17 protein-coding genes and 1 pseudogene are annotated in these 23,737 nt (G+C 62.0%); 6 read left to right on the top strand and 12 right to left on the bottom strand.

Annotated elements, in window-relative coordinates; genetic code table 11:
* Positions 1-99: 99 nt before the first annotated feature.
* The 6 genes and pseudogenes from C8C93_RS06475 to C8C93_RS06500 all read right to left on the bottom strand — a co-directional run bounded on the left by C8C93_RS06475 (position 100) and on the right by C8C93_RS06500 (position 7,259).
* Entirely contained in the window at positions 100-1,152 is a 1,053-nt protein-coding gene (locus C8C93_RS06475; protein ID WP_121506309.1) for a glycosyltransferase family 2 protein, read from the bottom strand.
* A 60-nt stretch (positions 1,153-1,212) separates the two neighbouring features.
* Positions 1,213-2,514 carry an ABC transporter ATP-binding protein gene (locus C8C93_RS06480; RefSeq protein WP_121506310.1) on the bottom strand — a complete coding sequence of 434 codons (1,302 nt, stop codon included), beginning with the start codon at positions 2,512-2,514 and terminating at the stop codon, positions 1,213-1,215.
* A gap of 3 nt (positions 2,515-2,517) precedes the next feature.
* Positions 2,518-3,315, bottom strand: coding sequence for an ABC transporter permease (locus C8C93_RS06485; protein WP_121506311.1), 798 nt, complete (start codon positions 3,313-3,315; stop codon positions 2,518-2,520).
* Between the two features lie 323 nt (positions 3,316-3,638).
* Positions 3,639-4,336: pseudogene (locus tag C8C93_RS06490) on the bottom strand (RnfABCDGE type electron transport complex subunit B).
* Positions 4,333-5,961, bottom strand: coding sequence for a polyhydroxyalkanoate depolymerase (gene phaZ, locus C8C93_RS06495; RefSeq protein ID WP_121506312.1), 1,629 nt, complete (start codon positions 5,959-5,961; stop codon positions 4,333-4,335). The pseudogene C8C93_RS06490 and the gene phaZ overlap by 4 nt, the downstream one beginning before the upstream one ends.
* 206 nt (positions 5,962-6,167) lie before the next feature.
* Positions 6,168-7,259: a GTP pyrophosphokinase family protein gene (locus C8C93_RS06500; RefSeq protein ID WP_121506313.1), complete on the bottom strand. Its 1,092-nt coding sequence runs from the start codon at positions 7,257-7,259 to the stop codon at positions 6,168-6,170.
* Positions 7,260-7,600: 341 nt separating this feature from the next.
* On the opposite strand from C8C93_RS06500, the gene C8C93_RS25610 reads away from it, so the two are divergent.
* On the top strand, positions 7,601-10,294 hold the full coding sequence (locus tag C8C93_RS25610; RefSeq protein WP_305000487.1) for an EAL domain-containing protein: 2,694 nt from the start codon (positions 7,601-7,603) through the stop codon (positions 10,292-10,294).
* Between the two features lie 55 nt (positions 10,295-10,349).
* Here the strand turns inward: C8C93_RS25610 and C8C93_RS06510 are convergent, their stop codons facing one another.
* From C8C93_RS06510 to C8C93_RS06520, 3 genes are all read right to left on the bottom strand, one after another.
* Positions 10,350-10,883 carry a GNAT family N-acetyltransferase gene (locus tag C8C93_RS06510; RefSeq protein ID WP_233559248.1) on the bottom strand — a complete coding sequence of 178 codons (534 nt, stop codon included), beginning with the start codon at positions 10,881-10,883 and terminating at the stop codon, positions 10,350-10,352.
* Between the two features lie 49 nt (positions 10,884-10,932).
* A complete protein-coding gene (gene dusA, locus C8C93_RS06515; RefSeq protein ID WP_233559249.1) occupies positions 10,933-11,940 on the bottom strand; it encodes a tRNA dihydrouridine(20/20a) synthase DusA in 1,008 nt (335 codons plus the stop codon).
* Between the two features lie 268 nt (positions 11,941-12,208).
* Entirely contained in the window at positions 12,209-13,390 is a 1,182-nt protein-coding gene (locus C8C93_RS06520; RefSeq protein WP_121506316.1) for an alkane 1-monooxygenase, read from the bottom strand.
* A 263-nt stretch (positions 13,391-13,653) separates the two neighbouring features.
* Between C8C93_RS06520 and C8C93_RS06525 the strand changes: the two genes are divergently transcribed.
* Positions 13,654-14,241: a lysophospholipid acyltransferase family protein gene (locus tag C8C93_RS06525; RefSeq protein WP_121420213.1), complete on the top strand. Its 588-nt coding sequence runs from the start codon at positions 13,654-13,656 to the stop codon at positions 14,239-14,241.
* 97 nt (positions 14,242-14,338) lie between these two features.
* Here the strand turns inward: C8C93_RS06525 and C8C93_RS06530 are convergent, their stop codons facing one another.
* Positions 14,339-14,791, bottom strand: coding sequence for an Lrp/AsnC family transcriptional regulator (locus C8C93_RS06530; protein WP_121506317.1), 453 nt, complete (start codon positions 14,789-14,791; stop codon positions 14,339-14,341).
* 170 nt (positions 14,792-14,961) lie between these two features.
* Between C8C93_RS06530 and C8C93_RS06535 the strand changes: the two genes are divergently transcribed.
* The gene (locus C8C93_RS06535; protein ID WP_121508674.1) at positions 14,962-16,080 is read left to right on the top strand and encodes a saccharopine dehydrogenase family protein; all 1,119 of its coding nucleotides are present in this window, start codon (positions 14,962-14,964) and stop codon (positions 16,078-16,080) included.
* A gap of 12 nt (positions 16,081-16,092) precedes the next feature.
* Here the strand turns inward: C8C93_RS06535 and C8C93_RS06540 are convergent, their stop codons facing one another.
* Positions 16,093-17,949, bottom strand: a complete 1,857-nt coding sequence (locus tag C8C93_RS06540) for a long-chain fatty acid--CoA ligase (RefSeq protein WP_121506318.1) — start codon at positions 17,947-17,949, stop codon at positions 16,093-16,095.
* A 235-nt stretch (positions 17,950-18,184) separates the two neighbouring features.
* Positions 18,185-18,820: a GntR family transcriptional regulator gene (locus C8C93_RS06545; protein ID WP_121506319.1), complete on the bottom strand. Its 636-nt coding sequence runs from the start codon at positions 18,818-18,820 to the stop codon at positions 18,185-18,187.
* A gap of 143 nt (positions 18,821-18,963) precedes the next feature.
* Between C8C93_RS06545 and scpA the strand changes: the two genes are divergently transcribed.
* From scpA to C8C93_RS06560, 3 genes are read left to right on the top strand one after another with little or no spacing between them, the layout of a single operon-like run.
* Positions 18,964-21,132 (top strand): methylmalonyl-CoA mutase, encoded by a 2,169-nt coding sequence (gene scpA / locus C8C93_RS06550; protein WP_121506320.1) that lies wholly within the window; start codon positions 18,964-18,966, stop codon positions 21,130-21,132.
* A complete protein-coding gene (meaB, locus tag C8C93_RS06555) occupies positions 21,129-22,157 on the top strand; it encodes a methylmalonyl Co-A mutase-associated GTPase MeaB (RefSeq protein ID WP_121506321.1) in 1,029 nt (342 codons plus the stop codon). The genes scpA and meaB overlap by 4 nt, the downstream gene beginning before the upstream one ends.
* A gap of 35 nt (positions 22,158-22,192) precedes the next feature.
* Complete coding sequence (locus C8C93_RS06560) at positions 22,193-23,725, top strand: acyl-CoA carboxylase subunit beta (protein WP_056062687.1); 1,533 nt, start codon at positions 22,193-22,195, stop codon at positions 23,723-23,725.
* The last annotated feature ends 12 nt before the right edge of the window (positions 23,726-23,737 follow it).

The following is a 23,737-nucleotide window of genomic DNA, read 5'->3' on the forward strand; positions in this document are numbered from 1 at the left end:
TTTCCAATTCCTTTGTCTCGAATCCAGCCAGTTTGCTTTTGGCGGCGTATTGGTCGATGTAGTGGCTGCAGCCAGCTTGAAGAGCACGCTCCACCCAGCTCAATGTGCACGCTTGAGTGGTTGCCGCATCCGGAATGCCAAATCGCGAAGCATGTGCCTTGAGAGATAGGGAAGCACGGCATTCCGTATCTCTTTATAGTCAGGGACTCTGCCGAGGATTTTCTCGCGTATCCGGCTCATTTCCTGCTGGCCAACGTCATTGATATTGGCAGAAGTCTTTTGGTGTTCATGAACCCGGAATGCACCCAGGAAGCGGGGGATGTGGGAAAATTTTGCACCGGCGTCCCGGAAACGGATCAGCAAATCCCAGTCCATGGCAAACCTGAATGATTCGTCGACTTGGGCACCGGTCTTGTCCCAGATGCGTCGCCGCCAGAAGAGTGTTTCCTGCGGAATATAGTCTGCCCAAGACAATACGGTGTTGTCATGCCCTGGCATGATCCAGCGACCAATCTCCATTCCATTTCGATCGATGAGCAAGCGGTCTCCATAGACCACGTCAACATCGGGATGGCGGGCAAAGTAGTCTGCGACGGTGCTCAAGGCGCCCGGCAAGAGCAGGTCGTCTGAATTGAGCCACGCCATGATTTCACCCGTCGTTCGTGCGAAACCCCGGTTGATCGCTTGCGATTGCCCCGTATCCTTTTCGGATACCCATCCGGTTAATTTTGCTTCGAATTTTTTCAGAACGGAGATAGTTTCGTCCTGGGAGCCGCCATCCTGAATGAAATATTCCAGATTGGGATATTCTTGGTCAAGAACACTTGTTATTGTATTTTCAATGAAATTACCCTGCTTAAATGAAGGTGTGATCAGTGAAATTTTGGGGAAAATTGTAGATGATTGCGTCTTTAGTATCACTCTAGGCGGCACCATGGGCCTTGGCGCATACTGATTGAGATTGCCTAGACGCGGCTTGAAGGGGGCTGCAACATGTCGGAAAATAGGACGCAATGGGCGAAATGCTGAAAAAGCGATATGCAAAATTATTCTGAAAGTACCAAGTAGTTGGTACGGTTTATTGATGATCGCAAAGAACTTTGCAAGCCATTTTTTTGGAATTTTTTTATATTCCTGCAATTCAATCTCCATTGAAGCTGCACGGCGAAACGCTATGGCAAAATTTGTACATTAGTGGGAAATTTTTGAGTGTCAATTTTGCACAGAGGTTATTGCCATAAATTCTCCGCTTGCCGGGAGTCCAAACATCCCAAGAAATGGTGCTGATTCTGTCTCGTAGTCCCAGTCAATCCTGAATGGCCCAAACCAGCCAGTACTGTCGATTTCTCTGCCCTTGTTGATGCCGGTTGGTTGGTGAATACCAATTTTCAAGGAATAAAGTCCCGCTTCCATGGCCAGCGTCACCTTGAACACAAAAACTGCGCTGCTCCCTTTTTCTGTTTCGCAGTCTTCCACGCCCAAGCGCCGGGCATTGGTGACAAAAATAACCTGATCAAAGCGGTTTTTTATTGCCAATGCCACTGTCGTGCCGACATCATCCAGATGGCTTTGGTAATGTACCTTTATATATACATCAGAACCCATCCTGGCATGCCCAATTTCGTTCTCATTGTGATCCTGGATGCTAACTGCCATCAACCTGTTGCGAAGGTTTTGAGGTTTGGTCCAGAACGCATTGTTGAAAATCATGGGATTTTGAGCATCCGCGGTGACTGCAACAAGGTGTGAGGTGGGTGTTTTCGTGGTGTGTGCAGGCAGTATCGGCGCATCCTCATTGAAATAGTGCCGTATCGCGGATCCGCTGTCGCCCATGAATTGAGCCATGCCATGGCGCAAATAGAGGGCTGTTTTGCAAAGATCACGTACCGTCCCCATGTCGTGTGAGACGAAAAGCAGGGTCAAACCGTCTTCCCGCATTTTTCGAAGGCGTCCAAAACATTTCTGCTGGAAAAAATAATCTCCTACGCTCAGTGCTTCATCAACAATCAATATATCTGGCGTCAATGCTACCTGTACGGCAAAAGCCAGGCGAACAAGCATGCCGCTCGAATAGGTTTTGACCTGTCGGTCCAGCACATCGCCAATATCAGCAAATGCGGCGATGTCGTCGAATTGGCGCTCTACATCTGATCGCGTCAATCCCATCAACAAGCCATTCAGCAGGACGTTTTCCCGGCCTGTGTATTCCGGGTTGAACCCGCTGCCCAATTCCAGCAATGCGGCAACTCGCCCATTCACCTGTACCTTGCCGGTCGTCGGAGTCAGGGTCTGGGTCACTATTTCCAGCAAGGTACTTTTGCCACTGCCGTTGCGGCCGATGACCCCCAGCGATTCACCCCGCCTGACCTCGAGGTTGATGTCTTTCAGTGCCCATATTTCCTGCATTCCTTCTGTGTGCCTAGGAGACAATGCATGCAGGAGGCGTGAGCGCTGATTGTCGAATACCCGATAGCACTTGCTGACATCCTGTACGGAAATGACAATGTCCGACATCGCTCAAACCATGTCCGCAAACGTTGTGCGCAGCCGTCTGAACAGTATCAACGAGGCCCACGAAAAAGCACTGGCAAGGCCGGTATAGACCGCAAGCCCCAAGAAGGAGGGCAGTCCCCCCGTCAGAAGCACGAGGCGAAACTGCTCGACAATAAAGGTCAGAGGATTGAGCATCAGCAAATTCTTCAACAACTCAGGGGCGGAATCCATGCTGTAGAAAATCGGGGTTAGGAAGAGAAGGCAGTGGCTGAGCATGCCTGTCAGCTGGCCGATGTCCTTCACCGCAACGCCCACAGCGGAGAGAAGCCATGCCAACCCCAGCAGCATGGGTGAAAAGCACAGCAGGATAAAGGGAAAAAGAAGCACCGTGGGTGAAGGCTTCCCCATGAAAACTATATATCCCGCCAGTAAAATCGCTGTACCCAGTAATGCCTGAAGGTAGGCTACTCCTACTGTAACGACGGGCAATAGCTCTAGTGGGAAAACCACCTTCTTCACGAAGTTAGGGTTCCTGGCTATCAGAAGAGGTGATTTATTCAGGACTTCTGAAAATGCATTGAAAACAATCAACCCGGCGAATAACATGAATGCATAGTCACCCGCGCTGCCTGCATTGTTCCAGCGAGATTTGAGAATTACTCCAAATGCGATGATGTAGATGGCCAGTAAAAAGAGGGGTTGCGCCAGCGACCAAAATATTCCGCCAAAGGAACCGCGATATTGGCTGGAAAATTCACGCTTGACGAGTTCAAGGACCAAACTGCGATGCCGCCACAATGTGGTGGGAAGGCTAGATTGCATGGATTGCACATTCCATTTGAAATCGCGGTTGTATTGATTTGGTTGGTATAGTCATTAATCCAAGCCCATTATCGTGCGATGTGCGTTGTCGAGAAGATCTGTGCTAGGCGGGCGGGTGGGGACGCTCTTATTGAATCATTGAAGGTTGCCCTGCAGCGGGGGGGGGCTGTTCGATGCGCCGTCTGAACGTGATATTTGCTCCAATGTGCTCGATTTTGCGGGGTTTGTCTTCCCTCAAAGTGCCAGGGAGGGCTGGGCCTGAAGATTTCCCGGTCCTAGTCGACCTGGGCGGATGAAGAGGGCTCTTGCTCAGAGCCCCCAACCTAGCGCGGAGCTTGTGACCGCCGCTGGCGGGCTCGCTCCAGGGCTGCTGCAATGGTGGCCTGGCGGGCAACCTGCGCCGTGGCGGTATCTGCGAGGGAGGCAGGGACAGGGCCGTTGTCAACGGAGGACGGAGGGGTTTCATCATCCGCGTCCGGTACTGCTTCCAAGGGCAGGCGTTCACGGTGTGCCTGGTAGCGCAGGCGCGCCTGTTGCGCCAAAGGACCCGACCATGCGGCCCAGCCGGTGGCATTCCCGCTGGCGTTTTCGAGCTGGATGCAATCCACGGGGCACACCGGAATGCACAGCTCGCACCCGGTGCAATAGGGCTCGACAACGGTGTGCATTTTCTTGTGGGAGCCCACGATGGCATCGGTGGGGCAGGCCTTGATGCACAGCGTGCAGCCGATACACCAGGCTTCGTCGATGTACGCCACGGTGCGTGGGGCTTCCACACCATGCTCCGCACTCAGCGGCAGCGGAGCTTGCCCTGTGATGGCTGCGAGGCGGGCGATGCCCTCAGCGCCCCCGGGGGGCACTGGTTGATGGGCACGCCCTCTTCGGCAATGGCCCGGGCGTATGTGGCGCAGTCGGGATAGCCGCAGCGTGTGCACTGTGTCTGGGGCAAGGCCGCGTCGATCCGCGCCGCAAGCGTGAGGACGGCGGCAGTTGATGCAGAAGCTGGCCGGGGGGGGCTCAAGCCTTGCGCGCCGAATTGCGGCGGGTGCGGGCAGATGCCGCGGCGGTCACCGTAGTCTTCGCTGGCGTGGCAACGCCCACATCAGCGGGTGCGGCAGCGCCGGTGGGCTTGCTTGTGGTGGCTGCGGGTGCTGGTGCCACCCAGCGGGTGGCCACCGCCGCAGGCGCCTTGGCCGTGGGCTTGGTTGGCGTTTTGGCGGCTGCTTTGATGGGCGCTTTTACAGCCGCTGTGGCGGCGGGTTTGGCGAGTGGCTTGGCGGCTGCCTTGGCGGCGGGCGCTGCGGCTTTTGTTGTTGCTGCTGCGCGGTGGGGGGGGTTGTCGTCCGGCGTTTCCGTGACGGGAGCTGCGATTTTTGCCTGGGGCTTTTCGTGTTCCAGGATGAAAGCGCGTACCTGGGGGTAGACCACTTCGCGCCAGCGCCGGCCGCTGAAGATGCCATAGTGGCCCGCGCCCTTGGCCTCCAGATGGCGCTGTTCCTTGCGCACGATGCCGCTGCACAGATCGTGCGCGGCTTCGGTCTGGCCCGAGCCGGAGATGTCGTCAAGCTCGCCTTCCACCGTGAACAGGGCGGTGGTGGTGATGTCCTGCGGGCGCACGCGCTCGATCTTGCCGTCGGGGGAGCGCACATCCCAGGTGCCGTGCACCAGTTTGTAGTCCTGGAAAACGGTCTGGATGGTTTCCAGGTAGTAGTCGGCGTCCATGTCGAGCACGGCGTTGTACTCGTCGTAGAACTTGCGGTGGGCCTCGGCGCTGGCGTCGTCGCCCTTGATCAGGTCCTTGAAGTAGTCATAGTGGCTGCTGGCGTGGCGGTCCGGGTTCATGGCCACAAAGCCGGTGTACTGCAGAAAACCTGGGTACACGCGCCGCCCTGCGCCGGGGAAGTTCTCGGGCACGCGGTAGATCACGTTGTTCTCGAACCACTCAAAGCTACGGTTCGTCGCCAGGTTGTTCACCGAAGTCGGGGATTTGCGGGCGTCGATGGGGCCGCCCATCATGGTCATCGTCAGCGGCGTGGTTTCGCCACGGCTGGCCATCAGGGACACGGCTGCCAGCACGGGCACGGTGGGCTGGCACACGCTGATCACGTGGCAGTTGCCATAGATGCCCTGCAGGTGGCGGATGAACTCCTGCACGTAATTCACGTAGTCGTCGAGGTGGAACTCACCATCGGCCAGGGGGACCAGCCGGGCATTCTTCCAGTCGGTGATGTAGACCTTGTGGTCCTTGAGCATGGTGCGCACGGTGTCGCGCAGCAAAGTGGCGTAGTGCCCCGACAAGGGCGCCACGATCAGCACCACAGGCTGGGCCTTGAGCTTGGTCAAGGTGGCGGTGTCGTCCGAGAAACGCTTGAAGCGGCGCAGTTCGCAGAACGGCTTGTCCATCTCGATGCGTTCGTGCACCGCCACACCAACGCCGTCCACATCCACCGAATGGATCTCGAAAGCGGGCTTTTCGTAGTCCTTGCCCAGGCGATACAGCAGTTCGTAGCCCGCAGACATGCGCTGCGCCAGCGGGCTTTCGCTGAAGGGGGACATGGGGTTGCTGAACAGCTTGGCAGCAGCCTGCGCGAAATCGGTAAAGGGCTCCATCAGGGAGCGCTGGGTTTCGTAGATGTGATACAGCATGGGCGAAACTCCGTTATGTTGCAGTGCAATATAACAGCACTTCGTAACAAGCGCATGGAGGAAAACCACCAATGCCAAGTCACCTATGCGACAGATCAAGGCGTCTCACTTGGAGCTTGTCCAATAAGCCGATGCCAATCAAATTGCTATTGAATAGATAGCTGTAAATTTAATCTGGACGAGCGGTAGGGGCCATTTTTCTCAAATTATTGCGGCTTTGGCTCAGCCTGCTCCTGCAACCACGCCTCGAACGACTCCCGGGCCGAGTTGCGCAGGGCGGGGCGGAACGCGGTCTTGTTACTCAGGTACAGGCAATGCCGGATCACGGTATACGGATTGAAGCTGGCCTGAGGGTTTTGTTCTTCGAAGTGCTGCTTGTAGCGCTTGACCACGCCCACGGTCTCGCGCATCAGCGCATTGAAGCGGGCCCGCGTCATGCCCCGGGACCACGCCTGAATGTCGTCCACAAAACCGTCTACCTTGGAAGGCTCGAACTCGAAGTCCTTGAAGAAGTGCGTTGCAATCTTGAGGAAGGTGAACGCGTTGAGCTCGCTGCTGGGGGCTTGGGCCTTGTTGGGGGCCTGCGGGTTGTCGGCGGTGGCAGGGTCGGGCAGCGGCTCGGCGGTTTCGTCGGGGGCTTGCAGCAGTTCGGCGGCCGTGGCGTCGCGGATCTGGCGGAACTCGCGGTCGGCCAGCTCGAACAGGGCTGACAGCACATTGATGCGGCGCTTGAGTTCGCCTGGGATCGATTTCTTGTACTTGATCCGGTGGTCCAGAACGCTCCAGGAGTCCTGGATGATGGTGCGCACCTGCAGCTCGAACGGCAGGTGGGCATAGGCTGCATGCTCAGGCTGCGTGCGTTCGGCATGGCTGAGCTTGAGGTCCAGATGCAGGCCTTTGTAGCCAAATGAGGCCTCGGTGCTTTCCACCGCCGTCACCTTGTCGGTGACATCGATCACGGCAAAGTGCCCGCGCACGATGGCCGCAATTTTCTCCAGCTCGTCCTCGTACAGGCACACCACACGCACGCCGACCAGGTCGGTGATGTAGTGCTGGATCTCATAGGGCGTGTTGTTTTCCTCCAGCGCCGGGCGGTATTTGCGCACGAACTTGCGGATGCATTCATCCACATCCTTGACGCGGCCGTCCACCTTGGCGATCTCTACCCCACCCGACTGCGTGACCACGGCGGCCACCATGGCGGTGAAGGCGGCGCAGGCGGTTTCCAGCGCAGCGGATTGCTCTGCGTAGAACGCGCGGAAATGGGATTCCTCCAGGTCGAAATCAAGCGATGGCATGCTGGTTCTTTGGTGTGCGAGGGTGGTGGGTGGGGGCGTGCTCAGGCCCCTGGTGCGGTGTTGAGGAGGGTGCGCAGGAAGCATATCCAACAATGCCCGCCCGGCGTTGCCCTGTGTGCAAAGTGTTTGCGCAAATACAGCTTTCTTGTGCCGGACAGATGCCCATAATGGTGCAGATCGCCACGGCGGTGGCTTTTGCCGACCGTGGCGGGTATATCACCCAGAACGCAATGACCCAACATTCTCCGGCAGGGATCGTCGATGCAGCCGCTGGGTCCACACCCTTGGCGCCTTCCTCTGGAGGAGGGAAGGGGACCACCAGCCACCGGTGGGTTCCCGTCGTGCTGCCACCTCTGGTGGGGCTGCTGACCCTGGGGCTGACGTTCTTGTACTGGCAGAGCGCCGAGAGCGGTGCCCGCGCCAAGCAGGAGCAGAACTTTCAGGTCGCGGCCGACCAGATCGCCTACAACCTCAAGGACCGGATGGCCACCTACGAGGTGGTGCTTCGCGGAGTCAAGGGGTATTTTGAAGGGTCCGAGCGCATCGATCGGGCCGAGTTTCAGGCCTATGTGGGGGCGCTCCAGCTGCGTGAAACGCGCCCTGGCCTGCAGGGGGTTTCGCTCGTCATGCAGCTACCCGCTTCGGCGCTGGCGGCACACCTGGATGACATGCGCCAGCGCGGTTTTGCCCAGTACACCGTGCGCCCCGAAGGTGCGCGCGAGGTGCTGGCGCCCATCACCCACATCGAGCCCTTGGAGGGCAACAACCTCAAGGCGCTGGGATTCGATGTGCTGACACTTCCCCCAGCAAAGGAAGCACTGGACCGGGCCCGTGACACCGGAGAGCTCGCTTTGTCCGGCCAGTTGACGCTTCTGCAAAACAGCAGCCCGGGGCTGGTCATGTACATGCCGCTGTACGGCGCCGGCGTCGATACACGCGCAGTGCATGGTCGGCGTGCAGGCCTTGCCGGCTGGGTGTCTGCGCCGTTCCTCCTGGAAGACGTGATCCACGGCATGTCGCGCGAGTTTGATGCCGACATCGGCTTTCGGATCACCGACGACACCAGCGCAGGTGCTCAAACCCTGCTATTTAGCAACGTTGTGCACCAGGCCGCTGTGCAAGGAGATGTCCCGTCGGGTCTGCAGGCACGGCGTGTGCTGGAACTGGGTGGCCGCCGCTGGGTGTTGCAAATGTCGCCACTGCCTGCGTTTGCGGCGCGTTTTCAGGATGAGGGGCACCACCCTGTGGCCCTGATGGGTACGGTGCTGAGCCTGTTGCTCGCCTGGTTCACCTGGCTCTTGGCCACGGGGCGCGAGCGGGCCGTGGCACTGGCACGCGACATGACGGCGGAGCTGCGCGCCACGCGCGATGACCTGGAGAGCACGCTCAACGCCATCCCCGACCTGTTGTTCGAGGTGGGGCTGGATGGCTGCATCTACCACTACCGGTCGGCGCGGTCCGAAGCACTGGCCGTGCCGCCCGAGATGTTTCTGGGTCGCTTGCTGCGCGACGTGGTCCCGCCCGAGGCCGCCGCAGGCTGCCATGCAGCGCTGGAGGCCGCGCACCGCACGGGCTATTCGGCGGGCCACCAGTACCGCCTGGAACTCCAGGGCGCTACGCACTGGTTTGAGCTGTCCATTGCCCGCAAGGAAAGGGCTGCGCCGGGCGATGAACCCCGATTCATCGCGCTCTCGCGCGACATCACCGAGCGCAAGCAGGCCGAGGCGCGCACGCACCAGCTGGCCTATTTCGACGCGCTCACCGGCCTGCCCAACCGGCGCATGCTCCTGGACCGCATGGAGCACGCCTTGCGCAGCGCCCAGCAAACGGCGCAGGTGGGCGCCGTGCTGTACATCGACCTCGACAACTTCAAGCAGATCAACGACGCGCGGGGGCACACGCTGGGTGACACGCTGCTCATGCAGGTGGCGCAGCGCCTCACGCAGCAGCTGCGCCCCGGCGACACCGTGGCCCGCCTGGGCGGGGACGAGTTTGTGGTGCTGGCGCACAACGTGGCGACCGACATGGAGGCCGCCGGGCGCCAGGCCCTGCTGGTGGCCGAAGAAATCCGCACTGCCCTGGAGGCGCCATACACCATCGACACGCACCTCTACAGCACCACGGGCAGCATCGGCATTACGCTGTTCCCCAAGCGCGGCGAAGGCGTGGAAGATCTGCTGCGCGAGGCCGACACCGCCATGTACCGCGCCAAGGACCTGGGCCGCAACCGCATTCGCTTTTATGAGGCGGCCATGCAGGCTGATGTGCAGGAACGCCTGGCGCTGGAGCAGGACCTGAAGAAAGCCCACGCTCTGGGCCAGCTGGCTGCATTCGTGCAGAGCCAGGTGGACGCATCCGGCACCGTGGTGGGCGGCGAGCTGCTGATGCGCTGGGACCACCCCGTGCGCGGCAACGTGCCGCCCGGCCGCTTCATCCCCATCGCCGAGGCCTCGGGCCTCATCCTGCGCATGGGCGACTGGATGATCCAGCAGGCCTGCGAAACCCTGGCGCGCCTGCAGGCTGCGGGGCGCGAGCTGTCGCTGTCGGTCAACGTGAGCGAGCGGCAGTTCCGCCAGGACGACTTTGTCGAGCGCGTGCGCCACATGCTGGCCCACACCGGCGCCCATCCAGCCAACCTGATCCTCGAAGTGACCGAGAGCCTGCTCATCGAAGACCTGGACGACACCATCGCCCGCATGACCGAAATCGTGGGCCTGGGCGTGCGCTTTTCCATCGACGACTTCGGCACCGGATATTCGAGCCTGGCCTACCTCAAGCGGCTGCCGCTGTATGAGCTCAAGATCGACAAAAGTTTTGTGGACGACACCCCTGACGACCCCAGCGACACCGCCATCGTGCAGTCCATCATCTCGGTCGCCAGCCACCTGAACCTGCGCGTGGTGGCCGAGGGGGTGGAAACCCGTGCACAAGCAGATTTTCTGGTGGCGAGCCAGTGTGACTGCCTGCAGGGCTACCTGTTCGGGCGGCCGGAGCCGCTGGCGGCGTGGCTGGGTAGGCTGACTTCACCGCAATGATGCGCTGCGCGCTTGGGGAAAGTGCTGCGCAGCCCGATCAGGAGCCGAAGGTGGCTCAATGGGCCACGAACGCCCAGCGTTCATGGTCCCGCCAGCGGCCATTGATCTTGAGGTAGCGGGGCGAAAAGCCTTCTTGCCGGAAGCCACAAGCCCGCACCAGCGCAATGGACGCTGCGTTGCCGGGCTGGATGTTCGCCTCCAGCCGGTGCAGCTTCAGTGGCCCAAAGGCGTGGCGCAGCAGCTGTTGCATGCCCGCACGCATCAGGCCCTGGCGCTCGTAACCGGCGAAGACGTAGTAGCCCAGGTAAGCGCTGCGAAAGTTGCCCATCACGATCTGTGAGAGATTGAAGACGCCCGCGATCTGTTCGCCTTCGCCCGCTTTGGGCGGCCGGCACACCAGAAAACCCTGGTTCGCAGGCGTGTCCAGCTGCACCAGATAGGCTGCAAACGACTCGGGGGTCGATGGCGCCGAGGTCCAGGGTGTATGCAGGGCCTGGCTACGCTGGGCCAAAGTGACAAAGCGCTCTGCATCCGCTGCCACGGGTGCGCGCAAGGCGACGGGCGCGGTGGCTTGGGTTTTTACGCGCACTTGCACACGCTTTGGTTCTGCCCGCAAGCCATCACCCCGCTGCGCGGCGTCAGGCAGCCAGGGCCTGGGCTGCTGGGTCTGCAGAAGATTCAGGCGCGTTGGCATACGCCTGCATCGCCAGCGCATGCACCTCGCGCGCAGGGCGGTCCTTGAGCAGATGGTTGCTCCACACCTGGCGCCAGATGCGGGCACCGGGCAGGCTGTGGCGCAGGCCCAGCATGTGGCGGGCGATGTGGGGCCAGGGGGTGCCGTACTGGGCAGCCTCGCGCTCCATGTACTCGACCATCTTGATTTCGACCTCTTCGCGCGTCAGGGGGCAGGGCATACCACCTTGTTCGCCGTAGTAGAGATGGTCCCAGCGGGCCAGCCACCAGGGGTTGTGGTAGGCCTCGCGACCGATCATCACGCCGTCCAGGTGCGTGAGCTGCTCTTGCACCACCGCATCGGTGGTGATGCCGCCGTTGATGGCGATGGTGAACTGCGGAAACTCTGCCTTGAGCCGGTGCACCACTTCGTAGCGCAGGGGCGGGACATCGCGGTTTTCCTTGGGGGAGAGGCCTTGCAGCCAGGCGTTGCGCGCATGCACGATGAACACGGTGCACCCGGCGTCGGCCACGGTGCCGATGAAGTCGCGCACAAAACCGTAGTCCTCCACCTTGTCGATGCCGATGCGGTGCTTGACGGTGACGGGCACGCTGACCACGTCCTTCATGGCCTTCACGCAGTCGGCCACCAGCTGAGGCGACTTCATCAGACTGGCGCCAAATGCGCCGCGCTGCACCCGGTCGCTGGGGCAGCCGCAGTTGAGGTTGATTTCGCCGTAGCCCCATTGCGCGCCCAGGCGCGCAGCCTCGGCCAGCTTGTCGGGCTCGTTGCCGCCCAATTGCAGGGCCACAGGGTGCTCTTCGGCGTTGAAGCGCAGGTGCCGCTCGGTGCCGCCATGGATGATGGCGCCCGCGTTCACCATTTCGGTGTACAGCAGGGTCTGGCGGGTCAGCAGCCGGTGAAAGTAACGGCAGTGGCGGTCGGTCCAGTCCATCATCGGGGCGACGGACATGCGCCAGGGGCTCAGGGTGGTTTCCACAGGCAAACTAGAAAAGCGGGGAGGGTAGGGGTTGCGTGGGGTGCGCCTGTGGGGATGAAGGCGCCCGCAGGGCTGCAACTGGAAAGCCGCGATTATCCCACCGACCTCGCGGCCAGCACCAGCGTGTGGTTTTGAATAGAAATGGGTGCTAGCGCTTATCTAGCAAGCGCTAATTGCTATCAAAAACAGAGCTTTCGAATGGCTTGCAACAAAACGCTGTGCGGTTGCGCCCTTGGGCGTGCTAGCCCGCCGGCTGCGCCCCTTCGCGCAGCCCATAGCGGCGCACCACCTGGGCGCGTTGGCGCGGGTCGATGTTGATGTGGGTTGCATCGCGCCCCGCCATGGCCAGCAGGCGTGGGTCCATCACGCGGCGCCACAGGGGCGGCACGTAGGCCAGGGTGAACATGCCGAAGTAGCCAATCGGTAGCTGCGGCACATGGTCGAAATGCCGCAGCGACTGGTAGCGCCGCAGCGGATGCGCGTGGTGGTCGGAATGCCGTTGCAGGTGAAACAGCGCCCAGTTGGAGAACAGGTGGTTGCTGTTCCACGAGTGGTGTGGCTGGCAGGGCTCGTAGCGGCCGCTGGCGTCTTGCGTGCGCAGCAGGCCGTAGTGCTCTACGTAGTTGGCCGAGGTGAGCTGAAAGTTGGCCCAGAACGAGGCCACTACCAGAAACGGCAGCACGAAAAGGCCCAGCCACAGGGCCAGGGCGGTCCATAGCAGCAGGGTAATCAGCGCGGGCTGCAGGATTTCGTTGTGCCAGGAAAACTGCGGTTGTTGCTGGCGCGCCAGCCGGTCTTTCTCCAGCGCCCAGGCCCGGCGCAGGGCTCCGGGCATTTCGCGCAGCGCGAAGCGGTAGATCGACTCGCCCATGCGCGACGACGCCGGGTCGGCCGGGGTCGCCACGTCGCGGTGGTGGCCCCGGTTGTGTTCGATGAAGAAGTGCCCGTAGGCCGTGGGTGCCAGTACCAACTTGGCCAGCCAGCGTTCGAGCTTGGAGTTTTTATGGCCCAGCTCATGCCCCAGGTTGATGCAGAAGCCGCCCACCGTGCCCGTGGTCAACACCATGGCCAGAACACCATGCCAGGGCAACGTCTGCGTGGCCACAAACCAGGTGCTGAAGATAAAAGCCGCCCACAGCACCGGCACCAGCAGGTAGGTGATGCGGCGGTAGTAGCGGTCTCGCTCCAGCGCCGGCACGGCGGATTCGGGTGGGTTGCTCTGGTCCACGCCCAGCAGCCAGTCCAGCAACGGCGCCACCAGGTAGAAAAACGCCACCGGCGTCCACAGCGCCAGCGCCTCGCCAGTCCAGCGCATGAGCGCTGGGCCCACGGCCACGGTGCAGGGCACCACCAGCGACAACAGCCACGCATACCGCTTGCGGTCGCGGTAGGTGGTGTCGTCGTTGCGGGTGGCTTGCAGCATGGTCCAGGGCGTAGCGTGGCGTGGTGGGGCGGCTCCGGGGAAGAAGAGCCACGCCAGTCATTCTGGTCAAGCGCCTTCGAAATGCCAGATCTTTTTGACCAAAGTGAGGCCGGGAGAAGATTGTTGACAATGCCGCCAACGGAGCTTCTCCGCGGGCAGGTTGCCCTGCCTCAAAACTGGGCATAGGGGCTATCGGCGATACTCCCGGCGCTTGCGATTGACGGTGGCACGACCGCCGCTGCCTGTTTTCTGCCTCCCCCCTCATGCACCACACCATTTTTGACACCCCGGTTGTCAACACGCTCCTGCGCGCCTTTTCCCGCTTTACGCTGCGCATTACCGGCTGGAAGATTGAAGGCGCTTTGCCCACCCACGCCGCCAAAAGTGTGCTGATTGCAGCGCCCCACACCAGCAACTGGGACTTGCCTTACACGCTGATGTTGGCGTTCTCGCTCCGCCTGCGGGTGTACTGGATGGGCAAACACAGCCTGTTTAAGGCGCCGTTTGGTGGCGTGATGCGCTGGCTGGGCGGCATTCCGGTGAACCGGGAGCAGTCCGGCAACCTGGTCGCCACGTCGGCCCAGGCGATGCGGGAGGCCGATGGCCCCATGCAGCTCATCGTGCCGCCCGAAGGCACCCGCGGCAAGACGCGGCACTGGAAGACAGGCTTTTACTTCATCGCCCAGCAAGCGGGTGTGCCCATCGTGCTCGCGTTTGTGGACTATGGTCGCAAGGTGGGCGGCCTGGGCCCGGTGTTCGAGCCCACGGGTGACCTGGACAGCGACATGGCGCGCATCAAGGCGTTTTATGCGCCGATCCAGGGGAAGAATCCGAAGCAATTCGAGACCTGATGCAGGTCATTGAATTTTGGTGAAATTTGGCTCTGTCGCTTATCTATAAAGCGCAAGCAGCTATCAAAAATGAAGTGAATGCGGGCGTTAATGGTGCTCACGCCCCCACACTGCGGCGATCAATCTTGCGGCTGAGCACGATGCTGGTCTGCGTCTGGTGCACGCCGTCCAGTTGGCCCACCTTGTCGAGCAGGGTGTCGAGCTGCTCATGGCTGGTGCAGCGCAAGTACACAAGGTAGTCAAACGGCCCGCTCACAGCCGACACTTCTTCGACCTCGGCCATGGCCTCCAGCGCGCGCAGCACGGTGGGCGCGGTTTTGGGCAGCACGCTGATGCTGCACCAGGCCCGCACGGTGGTGGCATCGAGCCGGGTGCCCAGCCGCACCCCGTAACCCGCGACCACCCCCGAGCGCTCCAGCCGCGCGATGCGCGCCACCACGGTGGTGCGGGCCAGCCCCAGCTTGCGTGCCAGCGTGGCCGTGCCCTCGCGGGCATTGGCCTGCAGCAGGCTTAGCAGCTGGCGGTCGGTGTCGTCCAGGGGTTGTGTCATGGGCTCCTACCCAAAAAGTCATAACGTCCATCATATTCGCCGTTATGGCAAAACAAAGAGCGTTTTTCGACGTTATTAGCGCTACACATTGACAGCACCCTTGCCTAGCATCAAGGCATCTTCAACACCGCTCACTGCTTCACGCAGTGACCACCACCGGGAGTGCCGCCATGACCACCCTTTCCAACACCTACACCGCCACCCACCGCGCCATCACCATCCTGGGCGCGGGCCACATCGGCTTTGCCATGGCGCTGCTGCTGCAGCAGGCCGGCGACTACGACATCCTGGTGGTGGACCGCGACCCGGCGCGCCTGGCCGAGATCGCTGCGCTAGGCGTCTCGACCCAGTTGGCGACAGACGACGCAAGCCTGCAGACCTCCATCGACGGCCGTTTTGCCGTGCTGAACGCGCTGCCGTTTCACCGCGCCGTGCCGGTGGCGACGCTTTGTGCCGCAGCCGGAGTGCACTACTTTGACCTGACCGAAGACGTGGCAAGCACCCAGGCCATCCGGGCACTGGCGGCCAACGCCCGCAGCGTGCTCATGCCCCAATGTGGCCTGGCCCCGGGTTTCATCGGCATCGTGGGCAACGATTTGGCGCGCCGTTTTGACACCCTGCACACGTTGCGCATGCGCGTGGGCGCGCTTCCGCGCTACCCCCAGGGCGCCCTGCGCTACAACCTGACCTGGAGCACCGAAGGGCTCATCAACGAATACTGCAACCCCTGCGAGGCCATTGTGGACGGAGTGCGCACCACAGTGCCCGCGCTGGAGGGGCTGGAAACCTTCGCGCTCGACGGTGTGGAATACGAGGCGTTCAACACCTCGGGTGGGCTGGGCACATTGACCGAGACGCTGGCAGGCAAGGCGCGCCAGGTGGACTACCAGTCCATCCGCTACCCCGGCCACAACGCCATCCTGAAGCTGCTGCTCAACGACCTGCGCCTGCGTGACCGGCGCGATCTGCTCAAGGACATTCTGGAGACGGCCATTCCCACCACCGACCAGGATGTGATTGTGGTGTTTGCCACCGCATCCGGCATGAAGGGCGGTCGGCTGGTGCAGGACTCGTACTCCGCCCGCATCATCGGCACCCAGGTGGCGGGGCACACGCTGAGCGCTATTCAGCTCACCACGGCGGCGGGCATCTGCACGGCGCTGGATCTGGTGGCCCAGGGACGCTTGCCGCAGCGCGGCTTCGTGGGCCAGGAATCCGTGTTGCTGGCGGATTTTCTGGCGAACCGGTTTGGGGTGGCTTACGCAGGGGAGGGCGAGTTGGTGCTTTGAGAAAGCCTGGGCTTAGCGCCCCGGCTTCTGATACATCCCCTCAATCGCCTCGGCAAAGTGCGCCATCAGGTTGTTGCGCTTGAGCTTGAGCGTGGGCGTCATGAAGGTGTTTTCAATGGTCCAGGGCTCCAGCGTCAGGTGCACCGCACGCGGCACGGCGTATCGGGCAAAGCTGGCGGTGTTCTTTTCGATGCGGGCCAGCACGGCGCGGTGCACGCTGGGGTGGTTCAGGCTGTCGGCGTCTTGGGCCGAAAGACCCAGATCGCCCGCCAGCCGCTGCCATTCATCACGCTTGAGCACGGCCACGCAGGCGATGAAGGGGCGGTTTTCGCCCACTACAAAGGCCTGCTCCAACAAAGGGTCGGCCAGCAAGGCCAGCTCCAGGTCGCCCGGTGGGATCTTTTCGCCGGTGGAGGTGACGATGATTTCCTTGATGCGGCCCTTGATGTAAATGCGGCCGTTCACGATCTCGGCCTGGTCGCCCGTGCCCAGCCAGCCGTCGGCGCTCAATATCTTGGCCGTGTCTTCGGGGCGCTTCCAATAGCCCTTCATCACGATGGGGCCGCGCACTTGCAGCTCGCGGTTCTCGCCAATGCGCACTTCCACACCGGGTAATGCCTTGCCTACGCAGGCGGGGTCGTTGTCGTCCAGTGCGTTGACCGACACCACCGGTGCGGTCTCGGTCATGCCGTAGCCCTGGATCAGCGGCAGCCCCAGGCCCAGAAAACACTTCGCAATGGTGGGCGACAGCGGTGCGCCGCCACTCACCGCCACGCGCACACGGCCGCCAAATTGGGCCAGTAGCGGCTTTGCCACCAGGGCCTGCAGCACCGGCCAGGGCAGGGCAGCCATCCAGCCTGCGGCCTGGCTGTTGGCGTCGGGAGTCGGCGTGGGCAAGCCTTGGGCGGCGCAAAACCGCGCCCAGCCCTTGTTCTGCGCGGCTTCATACAGCTGCATCTTCCAGGGCGTGGGTGACAACTTTTCGAGCAGCTTGGCGTGGATGCGCTCGTAGATGCGCGGCACCGACACCAGCACCGTGGGGCGCACCGTCTTCAGGTCTTCGGCCAGTTGGGGCACCGAGCGCGCATAGGCCACGCAGCTGCCCGCCGCAATCGGCAGGTAGTACCCGCCCGTGCGCTCGAAGGTGTGCGACAGCGGCAGGAACGACAGGAATACGTCCTCCGCAGTGGGCGCAATGCGCTCCAGCACGGCTTTCACGTCGCTGACCACGTTGTGGTGCGTCAGCATCACGCCCTTGGGCCTGCCCGTGGTGCCAGAGGTGTAGACGATGGCCGCCAGGTCGTCTGCCTCCGGGGCTTTGGGAACGGTTGCGCTGCCCGCATGTGTCGCACCAGCCAGCCATTGCGCCAGCGAACCGACCGCAGGGCCGCCCCCAGACGCAGGTATTGCGGTGAGCGAGGCGCCGTCATTTGTGATGACCACTGCACGCAGGGCCGGAAATGGCGTGCCGACGGCCTGAATTTTTTCCCACTGCTCCACATGGCTCACAAAGAGCATCGACGCCTCGCAGTCGGCCAGGATGTAGGCAATGCTGCCGGGGTTGTCGATGGCGTGCAGCGGCACGGGAACGGAGCCGGTGGCCAAGGTTGCCTGGTCCGCGCACATCGCGTTCAGGCCGTTGGGCAGCAGGATGGCGATGCGCGCCGCTGCGGGCAGTTGCATGGCCGCCAGGGCCTGGGCCCATGTGCCCACGCGTTGGGCTGTCTCAGCCCAGGTCAAGCTCGTCCAGGCTTGGGAGCTGGTGTCGAAGGCTCGGTACGCCTCGGCGTTGGGGGTGCGCGCAGCGCGGTAGGCGAGAAGCTGGGGCAGCGTGCAGACGCTGGCGATATCGGCGGGGGAGGGGGTCATGCAGGCTCTGCGGGGAAGTCGTCAGGCGCGGGATGCGCCGTGGCCTTGGTGTAAACCCGGGGAATGATAGCGAGCGAACCAGCGGGATCTGGCGCTGCAACACGCTGTTGTGTTGCAAATGGTGCATTCCGATTTACGAAATGATGATGCGCTGCAATAGCGCGGCGAAAGCCCGAACAGACCAGATGCACTCGCTGGTGAATCGCTCGCAGGCCGTATTGCCGCAGGTCGTCTCTCAGGTCGCCGCTTCCAGCCCCTGCGCAAAATGCGCCTGCATCGCCTTCACCGTCGCCTTGGCATCGCGCGCCATCATCGCGCCGAGGATGGCGCGGTGCTCTTTCAGTGAATCCTCAATCCGCCCCTGCTTGAGCAGCGAGTTGTGGCGGTTGAGCTTCATCACCTTGCGCAGGTCGGCCACCATCTGGCTGCGCCATCGGTTGTCGGCCAGCTCCAGCAGCAGCATGTGAAAGCGCTCGTTGACTGCAAAAAAGCGCTCACGCTCATTGGAGGCTGCCTCCAGCTCGGCATGCAGATCCTGCAATGTTTGCAGCTGAGCCGGTGTGGCGGTGGTGGCCACCACGCCTGCCGCATCGCTCTCCAGCAGGCTGAGCAGGTGGTACACGTCGCGCAGGTCTTTTTCGCTCATCTCCGTCACATAGGCGCCACGGCGCACCTTCATCGTGACCAGGCCTTCAGCGGCCAGCACCTTCAACGCCTCGCGCAGGGGGGTGCGGCTGATGCCGAATTCTTCGGCAATCTTGAGTTCGTCAATCCAGCTGCCCGGCTCCAGTTCGCGCCGGAAGATGCGCTGGCGCAATTGCTCGGCCACTTCTTCGTAGAGCGCGCGGGGAGTGAGGGTGAGGGCAGACATGGGGTGGATTGTAAGCTGGGCGGAATATTTTGAATCAATAATTATGAATGATGTAAACTCGCCGCCACACCACTGCACCTGTGCGGTCACCGCCTGTGCGCTGTGTTGGACGCCCCAACGCCATCTTCGGAGTAGCTTTTGCCATGAGTGACAACCCCACCAACAACGCCCCAGAGTTCGCCGCGTCTTCGCTGGAAGCCTGGGCCAAGGCCGCAGCCAAGTCGGCGCCGGGGGGCGATGTCAGCGCCCTCAACTGGGTCACGCCCGATGGCATCACCGTCAAGCCGCTGTACACCGCCGAAGACACGGCCAGCCTGCCGTACGCCAACACGCTGCCGGGTTTTGAACCCTATCTGCGCGGCCCCCAGGCCACCATGTATGCGGTGCGGCCCTGGACGATCCGCCAGTACGCAGGTTTTTCGACCGCCGAAGAATCCAATGCGTTCTACCGGAAGGCCCTGGCTGCGGGCGGGCAGGGCGTGAGTGTGGCGTTCGACCTGGCCACCCACCGGGGTTACGACAGCGACCACCCCCGCGTGACGGGCGACGTGGGCAAGGCCGGGGTGGCAATCGATTCGGTCGAAGACATGAAGATACTGTTCGACCAGATCCCGCTGGACAAGGTCAGCGTATCGATGACCATGAACGGCGCGGTGTTGCCCGTGCTGGCGGGCTATGTGGTGGCGGCAGAAGAGCAGGGCGTCTCGCAAGACAAGCTCTCTGGAACCATTCAGAACGACATTCTGAAAGAGTTCATGGTGCGCAACACCTACATCTACCCGCCCAAGCCGTCGATGAAGATCATTGGCGACATCATCGAGTACACGGCCAAGAACATGCCGAAGTTCAACTCGATCTCGATCAGCGGCTACCACATGCAGGAAGCCGGGGCCAACCAGGCGCTGGAACTGGCCTTCACCCTGGCCGACGGCAAGGAGTATGTGAAGACCGCCATCGCCAAGGGCATGGACGTGGACGAATTCGCCGGGCGCCTGAGCTTCTTCTGGGCGATTGGCATGAATTTCTACCTCGAAGTCGCCAAGATGCGCGCCGCGCGCCTGCTGTGGTGCCGCATCATGAAAGCCACGGGCGCCAAGAACCCCAAGAGCCTGATGCTGCGCACACACTGCCAGACCTCGGGCTGGAGCCTGACCGAACAGGACCCCTACAACAACGTGGTGCGCACCACCATCGAGGCCATGGCCGCCGTGTTTGGGGGCACGCAGAGTCTGCACACCAACAGCTTTGACGAAGCCATTGCGCTGCCCACCGAGTTCAGCGCCCGCATTGCGCGCAACACGCAGCTGATCATCCAGGAAGAGACCCACATCACCAACGTGATCGACCCCTGGGCCGGCAGCTACATGATGGAAAAGCTGACCCAGGACATGGCCGACGCGGCCTGGAAGATCATCGAAGAGGTCGAGGCCATGGGTGGTATGACCCAGGCCGTGGACAGCGGCTGGGCCAAGCTCAAGATCGAAGCCGCTGCGGCGGAGAAGCAGGCACGCATCGACAGCGGCAAGGACGTCATTGTCGGCGTCAACAAATACAAGCTGGCCAAGGAAGACCCGGTCGATATCCTGCAGATCGACAACATGAAGGTGCGCGACGGGCAGATCGAACGCCTCAAAAATATTCGGTCAAAACGCGACTCTGCGCTTGTCCAGCAAGCCTTGGATGCTCTCACTTCTGCAGCAGAAAGCGGCGAAGGCAACCTGCTGGACCTGTCGATCAAAGCCGTGCGCCTGCGCGCCACGGTGGGCGAGGTGTCGGATGCGCTGGAGAAGGTTTTTGGGCGCCACCGCGCCGATACGCAAAAGGTGACCGGTGTGTACGCAGCTGCCTATGACTCGGCCGAAGGCTGGGACAAACTCAAGACCGAAATCAACGCCTTTGCCGAAGAACAGGGCCGCCGCCCGCGCGTGATGATCGCCAAGCTGGGCCAGGACGGCCATGACCGGGGCGCCAAGGTGGTGGCCACCGCCTTTGCTGACCTGGGCTTTGATGTGGACATGGGCCCGCTCTTCCAGACCCCCGAGGAATGTGCCCGCCAGGCCATCGAAAACGACGTGCACGCCGTGGGCGTGAGCACGCTGGCTGCAGGCCACAAGACGCTGGTGCCCGCCATCATCCAGTCGCTCAAGGACCAGGGTGCGGACGACATCATCGTGTTTGTGGGTGGTGTGATCCCGGCGCAGGACTACGACTTCTTGTACGAGTCGGGCGTGAAGGGCGTGTACGGCCCCGGCACACCAATCCCCGCCAGCGCCAAGGATGTGCTGGAGCAAATTCGCAAGGCGGTGGCGTGACACCTGCGGCGCTTCTTGATGGGGTGGTGCAGTGCACGGCGGCGGTGCAACGCAGGGCCATGTCCAAAGCCATCACGCTGCTCGAATCAACGCGGGTGGACCATCGCGCCCAGGCCGACGAGCTGCTGACCCAGCTGCTCCCGCACACCGGCAAGGCCTTCCGCCTCGGCATCAGCGGCGTGCCGGGCGTAGGCAAATCCACCTTCATCGAAGCCCTGGGCCTGTACCTCATTGGCCAGGGCCACCGCGTGGCCGTGCTCACCATCGATCCGTCCAGCACCGTCTCGGGCGGCTCCATCCTGGGCGACAAGACGCGCATGGAACACCTCTCGGTGCACGAAAAGGCCTACATCCGCCCCAGCCCCAGCAGCGGCACGCTCGGTGGGGTGGCAGAGAAGACCCGCGAGGCCATGCTGGTCTGCGAGGCCGCAGGCTACGACGTGGTCATTGTCGAGACCGTGGGTGTGGGCCAGAGCGAGATTGCGGTGGCAGGCATGACGGACATGTTTGTGCTGATGCAGCTGCCCAACGCGGGCGACGACCTGCAGGCCATCAAGAAGGGCGTGATGGAGATAGCGGACCTGGTGGTCATCAACAAGGCCGACATCGACAAGAACGCCGCAACACGGGCCGAGGCGCAGATCACATCGAGCCTGCGCCTGCTCAGCCAACACGGCAACCCAGAGAACGCTCACCACGACGAAACGCTGTGGCACCCGAAAGTAGTGCAAATCAGCGCGCTGCTGGGGCAGGGCGTAGACAGTTTCTGGGCCGCTGTCACGCAATTCCGCCAGCTGCAAACCGCCAACGGCCGCCTGGCCACGCGGCGCGAGAAGCAGGCGCTGTCCTGGATGTGGGAGCGCATCGACGCAGGCCTCAAGCTCGCGTTCCGTCAGCATCCCCAGGTGCGCGAGCTGCTGCCGCAAATGCAGGCCGATGTGGCCGCAGGACGTATTGCGGCATCGACTGCTGCAAGAAATCTACTGCTAGCGCAATCCCATCAAGCGCTGGCAGCTATCAAATAAATAGTAGACACCAACCCATTCACCAAAGGACGACCATGCAAGACATCCTGGATCAACTGGAGAAAAAGCGTGCGCTGGCACGCCTGGGCGGCGGGCAAAAGCGCATCGATGCGCAGCACGCCAAGGGCAAGCTCACGGCGCGCGAGCGCATCGAGCTGCTGCTGGACGACGGCACGTTCGAAGAATGGGACATGTTTGTCGAGCACCGCTGCACCGACTTTGGCATGGAGGACAACAAGATCCCCGGCGACGGTGTGGTGACGGGCTACGGCATGATCAACGGCCGCCTGGTGTTTGTGTTCAGCCAGGATTTCACGGTGTTTGGCGGTGCGCTGTCTGAAACGCATGCCGAGAAGATCTGCAAGGTGATGGACCAGGCCATGAAGGTCGGCGCACCCGTCATCGGCCTGAACGACTCGGGCGGCGCCCGCATCCAGGAAGGTGTTGCGTCCCTCGGCGGCTATGCCGATGTGTTCCAGAAGAACGTACTCGCCAGCGGCGTGATTCCGCAGATCAGCATGATCATGGGCCCCAGCGCCGGTGGCGCCGTGTACTCGCCCGCCATGACGGACTTCATCTTCATGGTCAAGGATTCGAGCTACATGTTCGTGACAGGCCCCGAAGTCGTCAAGACCGTGACGCACGAAGAAGTGACGGCCGAGGAACTGGGCGGCGCCGTGACGCACACCACCAAGAGCGGCGTGGCCGACATGGCGTTCGAGAACGACGTGGAGGCGCTGATGATGCTGCGCCGCCTGTACAACTACCTGCCGCTCAACAACCGCGAGAAGGCACCGGTGCGCCCCAGCAACGACCCGGCCGACCGCATGGACCTGAGCCTGGACACCCTGGTACCCGAGAACCCCAACAAGCCCTACGACATGAAGGAGCTGATCCTCAAGACGGTGGACGATGGGGACTTCTTTGAGCTGCAGCCCGAGTACGCCAAGAACATCCTGATCGGCTTTGCCCGCATGGAAGGCCAGACCGTGGGCATCGTGGCCAACCAGCCGCTGGTGCTGGCGGGCTGCCTGGACATCAAGAGTTCCATCAAGGCCGCGCGTTTTGTGCGCTTTTGCGATGCGTTCAACATCCCCGTGGTCACGTTTGTGGACGTGCCCGGCTTCATGCCCGGCACCAGCCAGGAGTACGGCGGCATCATCAAGCACGGCGCCAAACTGCTGTACGCCTATGCCGAGTGCACCGTGCCCAAGATCACCGTCATCACCCGCAAGGCCTACGGCGGCGCGTACGACGTGATGAGCAGCAAACACTTGCGCGGCGACGTGAACCTGGCCTGGCCCAACGCTGAAATTGCGGTGATGGGCGCCAAGGGCGCGGTGGAAATCATCTTCCGCGAGGACAAGAACGACCCCGTGAAGCTGGCCGCCCGCGAGGCGGAATACAAGCAGCGCTTTGCCAACCCGTTTGTGGCTGGGGCCCGTGGGTTTATCGACGACGTGATCCTCCCGCACGAGACACGCAAGCGCATCTGCCGCAGCTTGGTCATGCTGCGCGACAAAAAGCTCGAAAACCCATGGCGCAAGCACGGCAACATTCCCCTTTGAGCGGACGAGGAG

This window comes from Acidovorax sp. 93, assembly GCF_003633835.1.
Lineage (GTDB): Bacteria > Pseudomonadota > Gammaproteobacteria > Burkholderiales > Burkholderiaceae_C > Acidovorax > Acidovorax facilis.